This is a genomic window from Actinosynnema sp. NPDC020468, assembly GCF_040642015.1.
Taxonomy (GTDB): Bacteria; Actinomycetota; Actinomycetes; order Mycobacteriales; family Pseudonocardiaceae; genus Actinosynnema.
Map to the genome: position 1 here is coordinate 35,387 of NZ_JBFAEO010000049.1, position 17,881 is coordinate 53,267.

The following is a 17,881-nucleotide window of genomic DNA, read 5'->3' on the forward strand; positions in this document are numbered from 1 at the left end:
TGGCCCGCGCGTGCGTCGCGGTCGGGGTGTCGATCATGACCGCACCTCCGCGCGGAAGTCCTGTGCTGCCCCGGGTGTTCCGCGTCCCGGTCATCGCCGCACCACCGCCACCTCGCCCAGCACGCGCGCCGACCAGAACTCGCGGGCGCGGTCCTCCGGCCAGGACGGGCTCGCGATCACCGTCACGTCGCCCACGTACAGGTCCGCCTCGACCTCCGGCGCCACGCCCGACACCACCACCTCCGCCACCGGCACGCCCCGCTCGGCCAGCCGCGCGGCCGTGCCCACCGCGATCGGGCCCGCCGCGCCGTGACCGACCAGCCGGACCCCGGTGTGCCCAGACGCGACGATCGCCGCCGCGTAGTCGTCCGGTCCGCCCGCGCTCGGCAGGCCCCACAGGTCGCCCGTCGTCGTCGCCAGCACGTCGCTGTAGGCGTCGAAATCACCATCGACCGGCACGAACAGCACCGGTTCCCCGCCACCACCGCCCAGCGGCACCAGGTCGGACGCGGGTTCGGTCACCGCCGCGGACGACTCCAGCCAGCGCGCCATCCCGGCCACCGTGGTGCCGCCCACCAGGTGCCGCAGCAGGTCGTCGAACGGCACCGCCGCCGCCTCGGGCAGCCGCTCGGCCAACCGGCCCGCCAACTGCGAGGCCAGGAGCGAGTCACCGCCCAGGGCGTAGAACTCCCGGTCCCGGCCGACCGCGTCGACCCGCAGCACCTGACCCCACAACCGCGCCAGCGCCCGCTCGGCGGCGGTTTCCGGTGCCGAGCCGGCGACCCGCGCCCGGTCCACCGTCCCGCGCTCGTGCCACGCGACCAGCGCGGCCGGGTCCACCTTGCCGTTGGCGTTGACCGGGAACGCGTCCTCGACGTGCAGGGTGGGCGGCACCATGTGCGCGGGCAGGCGCGCCGCCAGGTGTGCCGCGAGGTCCGCCCGGTCCACCCGCACCCGGTCGGATTTGGCCACCGCCACGAACACGTGCATCCCCAGGTGCGCCAACGGGTCCTCCGGCTCGGGCAGGCACAGCACCGGGTCCAGCCCGCGCTCGGTCAGCAGCCGCAGCCAGGTGTCCCGGCCGACGAACGTGTCGTCGGTGCGGCCCCGCTGGTCGGCGAACTCGCCCGAGGTGGCGTCGAACAGGAACTCCATCGACGTCAGGATCGCGTAGTTGTCCTTGGTGTTCTCCAGGAACACCAGCAGTCCGCCGGGGGTGAGCAGCCCGTGCAGCCACTCCAGGGTTCGCCCGACGTCCTTGGCGTAGTGCAGCACGTTCGCGCACAGCACCACGTCGTGCGAGTTCGGCGCCGCGCCCTGCTCGCGCGGCTCCCGGGCGAGGTCGAACCGGCCGAACCGCACCCAGGGCCGGTCGGCGAACAGGTCCGCGGCCCGGGTGAGGAAGAACTGGGCGACGTCGGTGAACAGGTAGTCCGGCCGCGTCCCGTCCAGCGCCGGCACGACGACCGCGCTCGTGCCGCCGACGCCCGCGCCGACCTCCAGCACGCTCGCCGGTCGCGCGGCGGCGGTCACCGCGGCGGCCACGGCGTTGAGGTAGCGGCTGAGGAAGTTCTCGGTGTAGGCGGCGACGTGGATGTCCACGCCGCCGTCGGGGAACAGCAGCGCCAACGGGTCCGTGTCACCGCGCAGCAACCCCGGCAGGTGCCCGGCGGCGGTGCGGAAGTAGGTGATCATGTCCGCGCCGTAGTCCACCTCGCCGGCCAACCGCTCGACCTCGTCCCACGCGGGCTCGGGCACCGGACCCGTCCGCCGGTAACCGACGACGGTGCGTTCCAGCAGGCCGTGCGCGGTCAGACCGCGCAGCCACCGGCGGAGCAGCCGGTGGTGCCGGGGCGCGGCGGCGGTCGCGTCGAGCACCTCGGCCAGGTCGTGCACCACCGCCGTGTCGGCGAACAACCCCGCCCCCACCAGGGTGTCCAGCATCGCGGCCAGCGCGGTGGCGTCCAGGACCTGCCCGAACCGCACGACGCTCGCGCCGTCCACACCCTCGGCGGCCCGGGCGGCGGCGGCCTTCGCGGCGGCCACCAGCGTGGCGGGGTGCTCGCGCGGCGCGCACCGGGCGGGTTCCACGAACCCGACCAGCTCCCGCGCGGTCGGCGGTCCCACAGCCACCACGGCGGCCTGACCGACGGCCGGGTGGGTGGCCAGCGCCGCGGCGACCTCGCCGGTTTCCACCCGGTGGCCGCGCACCTTGACCTGCGAGTCGATCCGCCCGAGCAGCTCGATCGACCCGTCGGGGTGGTACCGGCCCAGGTCGCCGGTGCGGTACAGCCGCCGTCCCGCCACCGCGGTGAACTTCGCCGCCGTCCGCTCCGGATCGCCCAGGTAACCCAGCGCCTGCCCGATCCCGCCGATGTGCAACTCGCCCGGCACCCAGTCCGGGCACGGCGCGCCGGCCGCGTCCAGCACGTCCCAGGTCTGGTTCGCCAGCGGCAGCCCGTAGGGGACGCTGCGCCACTCCGGGCGCACCTCGCCGATCCGGTGGTGGATCGACCAGATCGCCGCCTCGGTGGCGCCGCCCATCGACACCAGGTCCAGGCCGGGCACCAGGGCCCGCACCCGGTCGGGGAGCTCCAGCGGGATCCAGTCGCCGGACAACCAGGCCTGGCGCAGCGTCCGCGGCCGGGCCGCCGGCGTCGCGCCCAGGTAGTCCGCGTACATCCGCAGCTGACCGGGCACGCTGTTCCACAGCGTCACGCCGTGCTCCAGCACCAGTTCCGCCCAGTGCGACGGGTCGGCGCGCCGGGCGTGCGCGGGCAGCACCAGCCGTCCGCCCAGCGCCAGCGGGCCGAACACGTCGTGCACCGACAGGTCGAACCCCAGGTCGGACAAGCCCAGCACGCGGTCGGTGCCGGTCACGCCGAACCGGGAATCCACGTCCCGCACCGTGTTCAGCGCGGCCCGGTGGCTCATCACCACGCCCTTGGGGCGCCCGGTCGAGCCGGAGGTGAAGATCACGTAGGCCGGGTCGTCCGGCGCCACCGGGTCCGGCTCCGGCGCCACCGGCCGGTCGTCCACCTCGTCCACGACCAGCACGGCCGGTCCGTCCGGCCAGCCCGCCTCGCGCAGGTCCGGCTGGGTCAGCACGGCCCGCACGCCCGAGTCGGTCAGCACGCCGTCGCGCCGCACCGGGGGTTGGGCGGTGTCCACCGGCACGTACGCCGCGCCGGTCAGACACACCGCCAGCACCGCCACCGGCTGCCGCCACCCCCGGTCCAGCACCACGCCGACCCGGTCGCCCGGTCCGACGCCCAGCGCGCGCAGCCGCCCGGCCACCGCGTGGGCCGTCCCGGCCAGCTCGGCGTAGCGGAGCGCGTGCCCGTCGCCGCACACCACCGCGAGCGCGTCCGGCGTGCGGAGCGCCTGCTCGAACACCCCGGTGTGCAGCAGTCCGGCGGGTACCGGCGCGGCGGTGGCGTTGACCGCGGCCCGCCGCGAGGTCTGCGCCGCCGGCAGCACCACGGGTTCGGCCGCGAGCCAGGCGCCGTCGTCGCGGGAGAGCCGGTCGAGCAGGTCGGCGAACGCGGCGAACGCGTCCTCGGCGACCCCGTCGGGCAGCACGCCCTCGCGCACGTCCCAGTTCGTGTCCAACCCGCCGTCGCGCTCGATGTTCTGGCAGTCCAGCACGACCTGCGGGGTTTGGCTGACGCCGTGCCCGAGGCGACCGCCCGAGCCCGCGCCCTCGCCGAGGCCGATGGCGCTGGTGAACACCACGGGCATCAATGCGCCGGCCTGACCGCGCCTGCGGGCCAACTCCCGCAGCACCTCGACGCCCGAGCAGAGCCGGTGGTCCAGGTCCTGCCACAGGCGCTGCTGGGCCCGGCGCGCCCGGTCCGCGAACACCGTCCCGGCCGGCTTGTCCAGCGCGAGCAGGGTGACGGTGGTGAAGTCGCCGACGACCCGGTCGACGTCCGGGTGCAGCGGCAGCCGGTCCAGCAACGTGACGTTCAGCGTGAAGTCCGGCCGGGCGCTCCAGCGGGCCAGGGTTTCCTGGTAGGCGGCGAGCACCGCGGTCGACGGGGTGACCCCGTGCGCGGCGGCCCGCTCGCGCAGCCCCCGCCACCGCCGCGGCTCGATCCGCGCGGCGTGCCGGCGGAACCGGGGCCGGCCGGAACCGGGCAGCAGCGGCAGGTCCGGCGCGGGCGGCAGCGAGTCGAGCCGGTCCCACCAGTACGCGCGGTCGCGCCGGGCCGCGCCGCCCGTGCCCACCGCGCGCCGGGCGAGCGCCCAGTCCCGGAAGCCGATCCCGATCGCCGGCAGCACGCCGCCCGCGAGCAGGGTTTCCAGTTCGTCCACCAGGACGCGCACGCTGACGAAGTCGGCGATGAGGAAGTCCAGCGAGAAGTGCAGCACGTCGCCGTCGTCGCGGCGGGTCAGCCGGATGTCGAACAGCGGCCACCGGGCCGGGTCGCGCCTGGCGTGATCCATCTCCTCGCGGGTCGCGGCCAGCACGGGTTCGGCGTCGCCGCCGCGCGCGTCGGTCACCGCGACCTCGTACGGCGGCACGTGCTCCAGCACGCGCTGACCCAGGTCGGTGTCGAACACCGCGCGCAGCATCGCGTGCCGCGCGACCAGCAGCCGCACCGCCTCCGTCAGCCGCGCCGGGTCCACCGCCGGGTAGGTGATCTCGCCGTACCCGTGGCAGCCCACGCCGCCGTAGGCGAACACCTCGCGCCGCCCGACCAGGTACGCGGCCTGCACGTCGGTCAGCGGGAACGGGTCGTGCGCCCGCGCCGGGTCCGGCACCGCCGCCGCGACCCTCTCGCGCAGGTGCGCCAGCACGGCGGCCTTGTGCGCGCGCAGCAGGGCGGTCCGCTCGGCGGTCATCACCCCCGTCGGGGCGCGGAAGCGCAGGGCGCCGTCCTGCTCCCACAGGTCGACACCGCGCCCCTCCAGGTCGCCGACAAGTTCCGAGGGGTCCACGTTCAGCGCGCTCATCACGTCCTCATCGGGGTGTCCGGTCGGTGAACAGGCCGCGCCGGTCGCGGTACGCCGCGCGCAGCCCCTCGAGGAACTGGGCGCGGTCCACCCAGTACAGCTCGACCCAGATCTGATCGGGGTCGCGCAACCACAGCTGCCACCCCGGCTCGTACCGGGAGGTGCGCACGCCGCTGTGCGGCACGCCGATCGAGTCCAGGTGCCGCGCGTGCTCGTCCAGGTCGGCCCGCTCGGGCACGTGGAACGCCACGTGGTGCAGGCCGGGACGGCGCTCGTCGGCCGGGCCGGGCAACGGCTCCCGCGGCAGGCCCAGCGCCAGCGAGGCGAACGAACGCGGGTGCAGCAGCATCCGGAACACCGCGCCGGCCTCGGGCGGCGCGATCTCCTCCAGCACCACCATCCCCAGCACGGCGGTGTACCACTCGGTGCTCCGGTCGAGGTCCGACACGGTCAGCGCGACGTGGGTGGACCCGTCCAGCGCCGGCACCTAGGCGAGCCTGCCCTCGACCAGCGGGAAGATCCCGGTCGGCGCGACCCTGGTCAGCCGCAGCCCGGCGGCGGCGAACAGCGCGCCCATCTCCGCCCTGGTGCGGCAGCGGCCCTGGCCCATGCCCAGCACGTACAGGTCGTGGATCTTGCCCGGGTCCCACCGGTTGTCCGCGCGCACCACGCCGTCGAGCACCAGCACCCGACCCGCCGGGTCCATCGCGGACCGGACGTTGGACAGGATGCGCACCACCTGCTCGTCGGAGAAGTCGTAGAACACCCGCTTGAGCAGGTAGGCGTCACCGCCGGACGGCACCGAGTCGAAGAAGTCGCCGCCCACGACCTCGCAGCGGTCGAGCACGCCGGACTCGGTCAGCCAGGGCACCGCGCCCGGCGCGACGTGCGGCCGGTCGAACAGCACGCCGCTCATGCCGGGGTTCGCGGTGAGCAGCCCGGCGAGGAACTGGCCGTTGCCGCCGCCGACGTCGACCAGCCGCCGCACGCCGCCGAGGTCGTAGGCGAACCCGACGACCTCCAGTTCGCGCTCGGTCATGTCCCACATGTCGCGCTCGTGCACCGCCCGGTAGTCCTCGTGGGTCGCCACGTACTCCCAGAAGTCCTGGCCGTGCACGTGCTCGAACCCCGAGCCCGGTGTGCGGACGCTGACCTCGAACGCCGACCAGGCCCGAACGTCCACATCGGACATCTGGTACATGCCGCGCACGGTGTGCGGGTGGTCGGAGCGCAGCAGCTCCGAGATCGGCGTCAGCGCGAACACCCCGCGCTCCCGCTCGTGGAACACCCCGCTGCCGGACAGCGCGCGCAGCACCCGCAGCAACGACGGCGGGTGCGCGCCGACCCGGTCGGCGATCTGCTCCGCGCCCAGCGGACCACCCGCCAGCGCGTCGGGCACCCCGATGGACACCGCGACCCGCAGTGCCAGTGGTGTCACGTAATCGCCCAGCCGGGCCAGTGCCGCGACCACGCCGGGCTCGGGCGGTGCGGTGCTGTCCACGCTCATCGGAACTCCCGCCTCGGATGTCGGTTCCGCCGGACACCCTACAAGCAACATCCGACGCGGCACACCGCCCCCACGCGGGTTGACAGCGGAGATCGTGTTGTGTGAATGTCGCTTCCGCCAGAACCGACATCGGGAGGTTTCCGCCGTGCCGCCTGGCCCCACCACCCGGCCCGCCGACACCGCGCGGACCCTGGCGGACCTCGCCCGCGGGCACGACCCGGACCGCACCGCCGTCGTGGCGGACGGCACGCGATCGTCCTACGGCGCGCTCGACTCCCGGGCCGACCGGCTCGCGGCCGGGTTGCACGGGCTGGGCCTGCGGTCCGGTGATCGCGTCGTGGTGCAACTGCCCAACGGCGCGGCGTTCGCCGAGACGCTGCTCGCGTGCTTTCGCCTCGGTGTCGTGCCGGTGCTCGCGCTCGCCGCGCACCGCCGCGCCGAACTCGCCCACCTGGTGCGCGCCTCGGCCGCGGTCGCGCTGGTGGTCACCGACGTGGTCGCCGGGTTCGACCACCGCGACCTCGCCCGCGAGGTCGTGCCGGGCACCGGGGTCCGGCACGTCCTCGTCGCGGGCGAACCCGGCCCGTTCACCGCGCTGGCGGCCCTCGACGCGGACCCGGTGCCGCTGCCCGCGCCCGACCCGTCCGACCCGGCGCTGCTGCTGCTCTCCGGCGGCACGACCGGGCTGCCCAAGCTGATCCCGCGCACCCACGGCGACTACACGGCCCAACTGCGCGCGTCCGCCGCGGCGATGGGGTTCGACCGCGACGGCTGCTACCTGGCCGCGCTGCCCGCCGCGCACAACGCCGCGCTGGGGTGTCCCGGCGTGCTGGGTGCGCTGTTGCTCGGCGCCAAGGTGGTGTTCGCCCGGACCCCGAGCCCGGACGAGGTGTTCGGGTTGATCGCCCGCGAGGGCGTCACGCTGACCACGCTCATGCCGCCCCTGTTGGCGTTGTGGGTCGACCTCGCCGAGGCGTACGCGGCCGACCTGTCCGGGGTGGTGGTCGAGGTCGGCGGCGCGGTGCTGGACCCGGTGACGGCCGCGCGCGTCGGCCCGGTGCTCGGCGCCCGGTTGACCCACTGGTTCGGCATGGCCGAGGGGCCGCTGGCGTGCACCCGTCCCGACGACCCGCCCGAGCGGGCCGCCGCCTGCTGCGGCACGCCGCTGTTCGCCGCCGACGAGGTGCGCCTGGTGGACGAGGCCGACCGCGAGGTGCCGCCCGGCGCGGTGGGCCGGTTGCTGTGGCGCGGCCCGACGACGATCCGGGCTTACGCCGAACCCGACGACGCCGCGTTCACCGCGGACGGGTTCCTGCGCACCGGCGACCTCGCGCGCCGGGAGCCCGACGGGTCGCTGGTGATCACCGGGCGGACCAAGGACGTGGTGAACAGGGCGGGGGAGAAGGTGTCGGTGCCCGAGTTGGAGCTGCTGCTGGCCGCCCACCCCGCCGTGCGCGGCGTGGGCGTGGTCGCCGTGCCGGACGCCTCGCTCGGCGAGAAGACCTGCGCGGTGGTGGTGGCGCGGGAGGCCGCGCCCACGTTGGAGGAGCTGCGGGACTACCTGAGCGGCGGCGGGCTCGCGGCGTTCAAGCTGCCCGACCGGCTGGTGGTCGTGGACGCGCTGCCGCACACCCCGGCGGGCAAGCTCGACCGGCGGGCGCTGGCCCTGGTGGCCGGGGCGTGACCGGGCTCGGCATCGAGGAGATGCGCGACGACGTGGCCGCGCTGCTCGGCGTGGCCCGCGAGGGCGTGCCGGACACCGCGGACCTGGCCCGCCTGGGGTTGGACTCGATCGGCGTGATGCGGCTGGCCGGCCGGTGGCGGCACGCCGGCGCGCGGGCCGCGGACCTGTTGGAACGGCGCACCCTCGCGGAGTGGCACGGGGTTCTCGGCGGGCCGGTCGCGCCGGTCGAGGTGCCCGAGGTGGACCCGGGCGCGCCGTTCGACCCGGCCCCGATGCAGCACGCGTACTGGGTGGGTCGCGCCGACGGGCACCCGCTCGGCGGGGTCGGCGCGCACTTCTACGCCGAGTTCGACGGCCGCGGCGTGCGTCCGGACCGGCTCGTGGCGGCGGTGCGGGAGGTGGTGGCGCGGCACGGGATGCTCCGGGTCCGGTTCACCACCGACGGTCGCGCGGTGATCTCCCCGGAGGTCCGCCCGCCGGTCGAGGTGCGCGAAGTGTCCGATGTGGACACCGAGTTGCCGATGCTGCGCCGGGAGATGTCGGCGCGGCGGATGGACGTCGAGGCGGGCGAGGTGTTCCGGGTGGTGCTCAGCCTGCTGCCCGGCGGCGCGACCCGGCTGCACGTCGCGGTGGAGATGCTGGCCGCCGACGCGCACAGCTTCCGGGTGCTGCTGGCCGACCTCGCCGACGCCTACCTGGGCCGCGCCGCCGAGCCGATCTCCTTGACCTACCAGGGTTACCTGGCCGCCCGCGCCGCGACGCCCGACCCCGCGCGCGAGGCCGACCGCCGGTACTGGGCCGGACGGCTCGCGGACCTGCCCGGCCCGCCCGCGCTGCCCCTGGCGCTGGACCCGGCCCGGCTGTCCGGTCACCGCGCCGAACGCCGGCACCGCCTGCTCTCCCTCGACGACCGGGCCGTGCTCGCCGCCCGGGCCGCCGAGCACGGCGTGACGCTGCCGGTCGTGCTGGCCACCGCGTTCGCCGACGTGCTCGCCGCGTGGAGCGGCACCCGCCGGCTGCTGCTGTGCCTGCCCCGCTACGACCGCGTGCCGCTGCACCGCGACGTCGACCGGCTCGTCGGCGACTTCACCGACCTGCTGCTGCTCGACGTGGACACCGGGCCGGCCACCTTCGCGGCCCGCGCGCGCGGCGTGGACGAGCGGCTGCGGGCGGACCTGGCGCACGGCGCGTGGTCGGGTCTCGACGTGCTGCGCGAACTGTCCCGGCTGCGCGGCGGACCGGTCGGCGCGCCCGTGGTGTTCACCAGCGCGCTCAGCCTGGGCGAGCTGTTCGGGCCGCCGGTGCGCGCGTGCTTCGGCGAACCGGGGTGGACCACCTCGCAAACCCCGCAGGTGTGGCTGGACTGCCAGGCCGTCGAACTGGCCGACGGCGTCGGCCTCAACTGGGACGCAGCCGAGGGCCTCTTTCCCGCCGGCGTCCTGGACGCGATGTCCACCGCGTACGGCCGGGTGCTCGACGGCCTGGTCGAGGGCTCCGGCTGGCACCGGGACCCGGTGCTGCTGCCGGCGGACCAGGCGGCACGCCGAGCCGAGCTCAACGCGACGGCGCCGATGCCCGCCGAGACCTTGCACAGCGCGTTCTTCGCCCGTGCCAACCAGAACGCGCCCGTGGCGGTCGGTGATGGGGCGGCCCGCGGCGGCCCGGCCCCGAGGCCGCGCGACGCGTTCTTCGCCGGTGCCGACCTGGATGCGCCGGAGGTGGTCGGCGATGGGGTGGCCCGCAGCGGTCCGGCAGACAGGCCGCGCGACGCGTTCTTCGCCGGTGCCGATCCGGATGCGCCCGTGGTGGTCGGTGATGGCGTCGGGCTCGCGCATGGCGGTCCGGCCGCGGCGTCGCGCGACGCGTTCTTCGTCCGTGCCGATCCGGATGCGTCCGTGGTGGTCGGTGCCGGCGTTGGGCTTGCGCCTGCCGACCCGGACGCGCCGGTGCCGGTCGGGGACGGGGTGGCCGGGAGGCTGCGCGACGCGTTCTTCGCCCGTGCCGACCCGGGCGCACCCGCCGTCCTCGGCGACGGCGTTCGGCTCACCCACGCCCAACTCGCCGACGCCGCGCTGCGGGTCGCGGGCGCGCTCCGCGGTCTCGGTGTCGAACCGGGTGATCGGGTCGGGGTGGGCTTGCCCAAGGGTGCCGACCAGGTCGTCGCCGTGCTCGGCGTGTTGGCCGCGGGCGGCGTGTACGTGCCGGTCGGCGTCGACCAACCGCCGGCGCGGCGGGAGCGGATCGTCGCGCGGGCCGGGCTCCGGGTCGCGATCACCGACGACGACTGGCCCGGCGTCGAGACCGTGCGCCCTGCCGAGGCCCGCCGGGCGGAACCGTTGGCCGCGCCCGTCCACCGCGCGCCCGAGGACCCGGCGTACGCGATCTTCACCTCCGGCTCGACCGGGGAGCCCAAGGGCGTGCTGGTGGCGCACCGGGCGGCGGCGGGCACGGTGGCCGATCTCGCCGAGCGGTTCGCCATGGGTCCCGATGACCGAACCCTCGCGGTGTCCGCGCTGGACTTCGACCTGTCCGTGTTCGACGTCTTCGCCCCGCTGCGGGTCGGTGGCGCGGTCGTCGTGGTCGGCGAGGACGCGCGGCGCGACCCGGCGGCCTGGGCCCGGCTGGCCGGGGAACACGGCGTCACCGTGCTGAACTGCGTGCCCGCGTTGGCCGCCCTGCTCGCCGACCACCACCACGAGCCGCGGTGGGTACTGGTGGGCGGCGACCGGGTGCCCGTCGACCTGCCCGGCCGGTTCCCCGGCGCACGGGTGGTCGCGCTCGGCGGCACCACCGAAACCGCCATCCACTCCACGGTGTTCGAAGGCGGCGGTGACTGGGCGTGCCTGCCCTACGGCGTCCCGCTGCGCGGGGTGCGCTGCCGCGTGGTGGACCCGGTGGGTCGCGACTGCCCGGACTGGGTCGCGGGCGAGTTGTGGATCGGCGGCACCGGTGTGGCGCTCGGCTACCTCGAGGACCCGGAGCGCACGGCCGACCGGTTCGTGACGCACGACGGCGGTCGGTGGTACCGGACCGGCGACCTCGCCCGCTACCGGCCCGGCGGGGTGATCGAGTTCCTCGGCCGCACCGACCGGCAGGTCAAGGTGCGCGGCCACCGGGTCGAACCGGGCGAGGTGGAGAACGCGCTGGTCGGGGTGCCCGGTGTGCGGGCCGCGGTCGTGCTGGCCGAGGGCGCGCGGCTGGTCGCGGCCGTCGTCGGGCCGGACGAGGAGGACCTGCCCGCCCGGGCCCGGGCGCACGCCGCCGCCCTGCTGCCGCCCGCCCTGCTGCCGGACCGGATCGTGGTGCTGCCCGCGCTTCCGTTGTCCGCCAACGGAAAGGTGGACCTCGACGCCGTCGCCGCGCTGGTGCGGGGAGCCGCGCCGGCCGCGGAACCGCCGGTGGGCCCGGTGGAGGAGCGCGTCGCCGAGGTGTGGCGGGACCTGCTGGGCGTGCCCGCCGTGCACCGCCGCGACGGGTTCTTCGCGCTCGGCGGTGACAGCCTGCTCGCCGTGCGGCTGCCCGATCGCCTCGCGGCGGTGGGTGTGCACGGCGCGCGGCTCGCGGAGTTGGTGGCCCGACCCGCGCTGGCCGACTTCGCCGACGGGCTGCGGCTCGGCCGGCCCACCACCCGCGACGCGGTCGTGCCCGACCCGGCCGCCCGGTTCGAGCCGTTCGACCTCACCGAGGTGCAGCGCGCGTACTGGATCGGCCGCGCGGAGAGCTTCGCGCTCGGCGGCGTCGGCGCGCACTGGTACTGGGAGTTCACCGGCGGCGAGGTCGACCTGCCCCGGCTGGAGGCCGCGTGGAACGCGGTCGTGCGCCGGCACGACATGCTCCGCGCGGTCGTCGGGGACGACGGTCGGCAGCGCGTGCTGCCCGAGGTGCCGCACGCGGTCGTCCGGGTGGTGGACGACGTGCGCGCCGACCTGGCCCACCGCGTGCCGGATCCGGCACGCTGGCCCCTGGTCGACCTCCGGATCGACGCCACCCGGGTGGGCATCGGGTTCGACCTGCTCGTGCTCGACGCGTTGAGCATCGTGCTCGTGCTCACCGAGTTGAGCGCGCTCTGCGCCGACCCGCACGCGCCGCTGCCGCCGGTCGGCGTGACCTTCCGCGACTACCTCGCCCAGGCCGGTCCGAGCCCGGACGAGGTGGACCGGGCGTGGGCGCACTGGCGGGCCGCCGACCTGCCGCCCGGCCCGGCGCTGCCGCTGCGCACCGACCCGGCGACCGTGGTCCGACCCCGGTTCTCCCGTCGGGAACTCCGGTTGCCGGCCGCGACGTGGACCGCGCTGCGGGACCGGGCCCGGGCCGCCGGTGTCACGCCCGCGGTCGCGTTGCTGACCGCGTACACCGAGGTGCTGGCGCGCTGGAGCGGCGGCCCGGACCTCTCGGTCGTGCTGACCCAGTTCGACCGCCGCCCCGTGCACCCCGACATCGACCGCGTCGTGGGCGACTTCACCTCGCTGCTGGTCGTCGGCTCGCGCCCGGTGCCCGGCGAGGACCTGGCCGCGGCGGCACGGCGGACGCAGGACGTGGTGTGGCGCGGCATGGAGCACTCCGCGGTGTCCGCGGTGGACGTGCTGCGCGAGCGCGGCGCGACGGTGCCGGTGGTGTTCACCAGCGCGCTCGGCCTGCCCGGTGGCGCGGCCGTGTTCGACACGCCGTTCGGCTCGCAGTCGTGGGGTGTCTCGCAGACACCGCAGGTGTGGCTGGACAACCAGGTCCACGAGCGCGACGGAGCGCTGGTCGTGTCCTGGGACGCGGTCGACGCGCTGTTCCCCGCCGGTGTCCTCGACGCGGCCTTCGACGCCTACGCGCGGTTGTTGCGCTGGATGGCCGCGGCGGACTGGACCGGCACCCCGCCCGCGCCGCTGCCCGTCGGGCAGCACGCCGCCCGGACCGCGGTGAACGCGACCGCCGGACCGGTGCCCCGGCACGGGGTGCACGAGGAGTTCTTCGCCCGCGCGGCGACGAGGCCGGAGGCCACCGCGCTGCTGTGGGGCGAGGACGGCCGGCTGAGCTACCGCGACCTGGCCGACGCCGCGCTGCGGGTGGCGGGCGGCCTCGCGGCACGCGGTCTGCGCCCCGGCGAGGCGGTGGCCGTGCACCTGCCCAAGGGCCCGGAGCAGGTCGTCGCGGTGCTCGGTGTGCTGGCCGCGGGCGGCGCGTACGTGCCGGTCGGCGTCGACCAACCGCCCTCCCGCCGGGACCGGGTGCTCGCGAGCGTTCGGCTCGCGCTGTCGAAGAGTCCCCTCGACGGCGTCGAGGTGGTCGCGGACGCCGCGCCGTTGCCGGGACCGGTGCCCGTCGACCCGGACGCCGTCGCCTACGTGATCCACACCTCGGGGTCGACCGGCGTGCCCAAGGGCGTCGAGATGACGCACGCGGCGGCGCTCAACACCGTGGTCGACGTCGTGGAGCGGTACGGCGTCGGAGCCTCCGACCGGGTGCTCGCGGTGTCCGCGCTGGACTTCGACCTCTCCGTGTTCGACCTGTTCGGCCTGCTGGGCGCCGGCGGCGGGGTGGTGCTGCCGACCGAGGAGGACCGGCGCGACCCCAGGGCGTGGCTGCGGCTGGTGCGCCGGCACGCGGTGACGGTGTGGAACTCGGTGCCCGCGCTCTACGACATGCTGCTGGCGCAGGCCGGTGACGACGTGCCCGCGCTGCGGGTGGCGCTGGTGTCCGGCGACTGGGTCGGGCTCGACCTGCCCGCTCGCTCGCCGTGCCGGCTGATCGCGCTCGGCGGCGCCACCGAGGCGGCGATCTGGTCCAACGCCTTCGACACCGCGGACCTCGAGCCGGACTGGCGGTCGGTGCCGTACGGATTCCCCTTGCGCAACCAGGAGTTCCGCGTCGTGGACGGCCGGGGTCGCGACTGCCCGGACTGGGTCGCGGGCGAGTTGTGGATCGGCGGCGCGGGCGTCGCGCTGGGGTACCGGGGCGACCCGGAACGCACGGCCGAGCGGTTCGTGACGCACGACGGCGGTCGGTGGTACCGGACCGGCGACCTCGGCCGGTACCGGCCCGGAGGCGTGCTGGAGTTCCTCGGCCGGGCCGACGGTCAGGTCAAGATCGGCGGCCACCGGGTGGAGCTGGGCGAGGTGGAGGCCGCGCTGCGCGCCCACCCCGAGGTGGACGAGGCGGTGGCGTTGGCCGTCGGCGAGCGGACCGCGCGTCGGCTGGCCGTCGCGGTCGTCGGCCGGGTGCCCGACGACCTGCGGGCGTTCCTCGCCTCGCTGCTGCCCGCCTACCTGCTGCCGGACCGGGTGCTCGCGGTCGACTCGGTGCCGCTGACCGGCACCGGCAAGGTCGACCGCGCCGCGCTGGCCGTGCTGCTGGAGGCCACGCCCGCCGACGCCGGCGAGCCGCCCACCGGCGAGTGGGAGGAACGGGTCGCGCTGGTCTGGCGGGAGGTTCTGCCCGCGCGGGAGTTCGGGCGGCACAGCGGGTTCTTCGCGGTCGGCGGCGACAGCCTGCTGGCGACCCGGGTCGTGGACGGGCTGCGGCGCGGCTTCCACGTCGACCTGACCCTGCGGGAGCTGCTCGACGCGCCGACCGTCGCGGGCCTGGCCGCGCTGCTGGCCGACCGGATCGGCGACGGCGTCGAGGAGGGCGTGCTGTGAGCCACCCGCTGCCGGTGCACGGTGTGGAGGACGGTCCCGGCTGCCGGCAGCCCTGGGTCGAACGTCCGGGCTCCCGGTGGGCGACGGTCGCGACGGTCGCCGTTTCGTCCACTGTGGAGGGTGTGCGGTGAGCCGCCCGTTGCTGGTGCTGGTGCACGGCATGGAGGACGGTCCCGGCTGCTGGCAGCCGCTGGTCGAGCAGCTGGGCGACCGGTGGTGGACGATCGCGCCGGCGCTGCCGTGGCGGGCGGGCGGCGACTACCGGTGGCGCGCGACCGGGACACCGGGCGCGCTGCTGGCCGCCGAACTGGCCACCGTGTTGTCCACTGTGGACGAACGGCCGGTGGCGCTGGTCGGCCACTCGTTCGGCGCGAACGCGGTGCTCGAACTCGCCGCCCGCGCGAGCGCCCCCGCCGCCGCGCTGGTCCTGCTCTCGCCCACCTACCGCCCGCCGGACCTGGAGCTGACCTGGGCGACGTTCGACCGGTCGCGGGCGGCGTTCGACCGGCAGATCGCCGACGGCGTCGCGACCAGGCTCGGCCGTCGGCTCGCGACCCTGGACGCGGACGTGGCCGCCGCGATGGCCGCCAAGGCCGCCGACCGGGCCGGACCCGCCGGGTTCCTGGCCGCCTACGACCAGTTCGCGGCCAGCGCCGACCTGCCGCTGCGCGCCGTGCCGATGCCCGCGCTCGTGCTCTCCGGGCGCGGCGACCCCAGCTTGGGCCGAACCCGCGCCGCCGCGCTGGCCGCCGCGATGCCCACGGCGCGGGTGGTCGTGGAGGACCACTTCGACCACTTCTGCCACGTCCGCCAGGCGGCCGACGTCGCCGCCCGGATCACCGAGTTCCTGGACACGACGGGGAGCCACCGATGACGACGAGCCTGGCCCGGCCGCGCTACGACGGCGCCAACATCCGCACCTGGGTGGGGTTCCGGCAGTTCCTCGCGCTGGCCGAGGAGGCGGTGCTCGGCTGGTTCCGGGAACGCGGCCTCGGCCCGCACCGCCTCTACCACGACCACGGCGCGGAACTGTCCGTTGTGGACGTGTCCGCGCGGCTGCCCGCGGTGCTGGAGGTGGACGACGAGGTGCGCGCCGAGGCCGAGCCGCTGGGCGGCGGCCGGTTCCGGGTCACGCTCACCGCCGAGCGCGCGTCCGGCCGGGCCGTCGTGCTGGTCGGGAAGGTCGCGGTCGCCCTGGTCGGCGGCGACGGCGTGCCGGAGGTGGCCCGGCAGGCGGCCGGCGGCTATCCGCCGGCACCCGAACCCCTCGCCGACGACAGCGGGTTCGCCTGGACGTGGCGCGCCCGGTACTTCCACTGCCACTTCTCCGACCGGGTGCAGCACGCGGCGTACGTGCGCGCGCTGGAGGAGGTCGTGGACCGCTACCTCGCCGACCGCGGTCGGTCGGTCGGCACGCTGCTGCGCGACCGCGGCTGGATCCCGGTCGTGTCCCGGGTGCGGGTGCGGCTGCTGGCCGACGCGCACATGGAGGAGGACGTGCGGACCGGGTTCGCCGTCACCGACGTGCTGAAGAACGTGGTGTGGGAAGGCCGGATGGACTGCACGGTCGAACGGGCCGGCGTGGTCGTGCCGGTCGCCACCGCGACGATCCAGCACGGGTACGCCCTCACCCGGGGCCCCGGCGCGGGCACGCTGGCCAGGCTGGACGAGGCGACCGCGGCGGCGTTGACGGGTGGTGCGGCGTGAGGAAGTCCTTGCCACGGCTGTACTTCTCGTTCCGCAGCCCGTTCAGCTGGATGGCCGTGGAGGCGTTGCGGCGCGCGCTGCCCGACGCGCTGGCCCGGTTCGACCTCGTGCCGTTCTGGGACCCGGACCCGGCCACGTCGGCGGCGCTCACCGCGCGCGGCGCGGACACCCACTACACGCAGATGAGCAAGGCCAAGCACCTCTACATCCTCCAGGACACCCGGCGCTGCGCGGAGAAGCTGGGCCTGGCGATGAAGTGGCCGGTCGACGTCGACCCGTGGTGGGAGGTGCCGCACCTGGCGTGGTTGGCGGCCCGCCGCGAGGGTCGGGCCGAGGCGTTCTACGACGCGGTCGTGGCGGCGCGCTGGGGCCGGGGCGAGGACGTGTGCGACCAGGACGCGGTGGCGCTGCTGGCCGAACGCGCGGGCGTCGACCCGTCCGCCGCCCTCGCGCCCGCCGACCCCGAGCTGCGCGCCGAGGGCGTGACCTGTCTGGAACGGGCGTGGCACGACGACGTGTTCGGCATCCCCTACCTGTTCCTCGGCCGGCACCGGTTCTGGGGCCTGGACCGGATCCCGGACTTCCTGGCCGCCTACCACCGCTCGGACACCGTGCCGCCGGCCGTACCGGTGGGCGTGGTCGCGGGTGATCGGGACACGGCGGGCGGGTGCGGCTGATGGACGCGGAACGCCTGCGCCGCAAGCGACAGCTGGCCGCGTCGCTGCGGATCTTCCACCGGCTCGGGTTCGCCGAGGGCGCGGGCGGCCACGTCACCGCGCGCGATCCCGAGCACCCGTCGCGGTTCTGGGTGAACGCGCTCGGCCGGTCGTTCGCGACGGCGCGCGTCCGCGACCTGCTGCTGGTCGACGCCGACGGCGAGGTGCTGGCGGGGGAGGGGCGGGTGAACCCGGCGGGGTTCGCGATCCACTCGCGGCTGCACCGGGCCCGTCCGGACGTGGTGGCCGCCGCGCACGCGCACTCGGTGCACGGCGTGGCGTGGTCGACGCTGGGCCGCCCGCTGGACCCGATCTCCCAGGACGCCTGCGCCTTCCACCACGACCACGCGGTGTTCGACCAGTACACCGGCGTGGTGCTGGACCCGGCCGAGGGTGACCGGATCGCGGCCTGCCTGGGTGGTCGCAAAGCCGTGGTGCTGCGCAACCACGGGCTGCTCACCGTCGGCGGCTCGGTGGCCGAGGCGGCGTGGTGGTTCGTGTCGATGGACCGGTGCTGCCGGGTGCAACTCCTCGCCGAGGCCGCGGGCACACCGGTGCCGATCGACGAGCCCGCCGCCGTCGCGACCGCGCGGGTGATGGGCACACCGGGCATGGGCGTGCTCAACTTCAAGCCCCTGTACGCCGAGGTCGTCCACCGCGAGCCGGACCTGCTGGACTGACG

The 17,881-nt window shown here is 75.9% G+C and carries 10 protein-coding genes; 7 read left to right on the forward strand and 3 right to left on the reverse strand.

Annotated elements, in window-relative coordinates; genetic code table 11:
* Nucleotides 1–90: 90 nt before the first annotated feature.
* From AB0G50_RS28735 to AB0G50_RS28745, 3 genes are read right to left on the reverse strand one after another with little or no spacing between them, the layout of a single operon-like run.
* Entirely contained in the window at nucleotides 91–4,959 is a 4,869-nt protein-coding gene (locus AB0G50_RS28735; RefSeq protein ID WP_360114416.1) for an amino acid adenylation domain-containing protein, read from the reverse strand.
* Between the two features lie 7 nt (nucleotides 4,960–4,966).
* Complete coding sequence (locus AB0G50_RS28740) at nucleotides 4,967–5,446, reverse strand: VOC family protein (protein ID WP_360114419.1); 480 nt, start codon at nucleotides 5,444–5,446, stop codon at nucleotides 4,967–4,969.
* Nucleotides 5,447–6,466 carry a methyltransferase gene (locus tag AB0G50_RS28745; RefSeq protein ID WP_360114422.1) on the reverse strand — a complete coding sequence of 340 codons (1,020 nt, stop codon included), beginning with the start codon at nucleotides 6,464–6,466 and terminating at the stop codon, nucleotides 5,447–5,449.
* Between the two features lie 145 nt (nucleotides 6,467–6,611).
* On the opposite strand from AB0G50_RS28745, the gene AB0G50_RS28750 reads away from it, so the two are divergent.
* From AB0G50_RS28750 to AB0G50_RS28780, 7 genes are read left to right on the forward strand one after another with little or no spacing between them, the layout of a single operon-like run.
* A complete protein-coding gene (locus AB0G50_RS28750) occupies nucleotides 6,612–8,150 on the forward strand; it encodes an AMP-binding protein (RefSeq protein WP_360114424.1) in 1,539 nt (512 codons plus the stop codon).
* Nucleotides 8,147–14,776 (forward strand): amino acid adenylation domain-containing protein, encoded by a 6,630-nt coding sequence (locus AB0G50_RS28755; protein WP_360114427.1) that lies wholly within the window; start codon nucleotides 8,147–8,149, stop codon nucleotides 14,774–14,776. Before AB0G50_RS28750 ends, AB0G50_RS28755 begins: the two co-directional genes overlap by 4 nt.
* Nucleotides 14,773–14,907 carry a hypothetical protein gene (locus tag AB0G50_RS28760; protein WP_360114430.1) on the forward strand — a complete coding sequence of 45 codons (135 nt, stop codon included), beginning with the start codon at nucleotides 14,773–14,775 and terminating at the stop codon, nucleotides 14,905–14,907. The genes AB0G50_RS28755 and AB0G50_RS28760 overlap by 4 nt, the downstream gene beginning before the upstream one ends.
* A complete protein-coding gene (locus AB0G50_RS28765; protein ID WP_360114433.1) occupies nucleotides 14,904–15,650 on the forward strand; it encodes an alpha/beta hydrolase in 747 nt (248 codons plus the stop codon). The genes AB0G50_RS28760 and AB0G50_RS28765 overlap by 4 nt, the downstream gene beginning before the upstream one ends.
* Nucleotides 15,647–16,483 carry a thioesterase gene (locus tag AB0G50_RS28770; RefSeq protein WP_360114436.1) on the forward strand — a complete coding sequence of 279 codons (837 nt, stop codon included), beginning with the start codon at nucleotides 15,647–15,649 and terminating at the stop codon, nucleotides 16,481–16,483. Before AB0G50_RS28765 ends, AB0G50_RS28770 begins: the two co-directional genes overlap by 4 nt.
* Nucleotides 16,480–17,160, forward strand: coding sequence for a DsbA family protein (locus tag AB0G50_RS28775; protein WP_360114439.1), 681 nt, complete (start codon nucleotides 16,480–16,482; stop codon nucleotides 17,158–17,160). Before AB0G50_RS28770 ends, AB0G50_RS28775 begins: the two co-directional genes overlap by 4 nt.
* Nucleotides 17,160–17,879 carry a class II aldolase/adducin family protein gene (locus AB0G50_RS28780; RefSeq protein WP_360114442.1) on the forward strand — a complete coding sequence of 240 codons (720 nt, stop codon included), beginning with the start codon at nucleotides 17,160–17,162 and terminating at the stop codon, nucleotides 17,877–17,879. Before AB0G50_RS28775 ends, AB0G50_RS28780 begins: the two co-directional genes overlap by 1 nt.
* The last annotated feature ends 2 nt before the right edge of the window (nucleotides 17,880–17,881 follow it).

Excerpts from the sequence above, each read along its gene's own strand:
- AB0G50_RS28735 (WP_360114416.1), bottom strand. The coding sequence starts at position 4,959 with ATGAGCGCGCTGAACGTGGACCCCTCGGAACTTGTCGGCGACCTGGAG.
- AB0G50_RS28745 (WP_360114422.1), bottom strand. The coding sequence starts at position 6,466 with ATGAGCGTGGACAGCACCGCACCGCCCGAGCCCGGCGTGGTCGCGGCA.
- AB0G50_RS28770 (WP_360114436.1), top strand. The coding sequence starts at position 15,647 with ATGACGACGAGCCTGGCCCGGCCGCGCTACGACGGCGCCAACATCCGC.
- AB0G50_RS28780 (WP_360114442.1), top strand. The coding sequence starts at position 17,160 with ATGGACGCGGAACGCCTGCGCCGCAAGCGACAGCTGGCCGCGTCGCTG.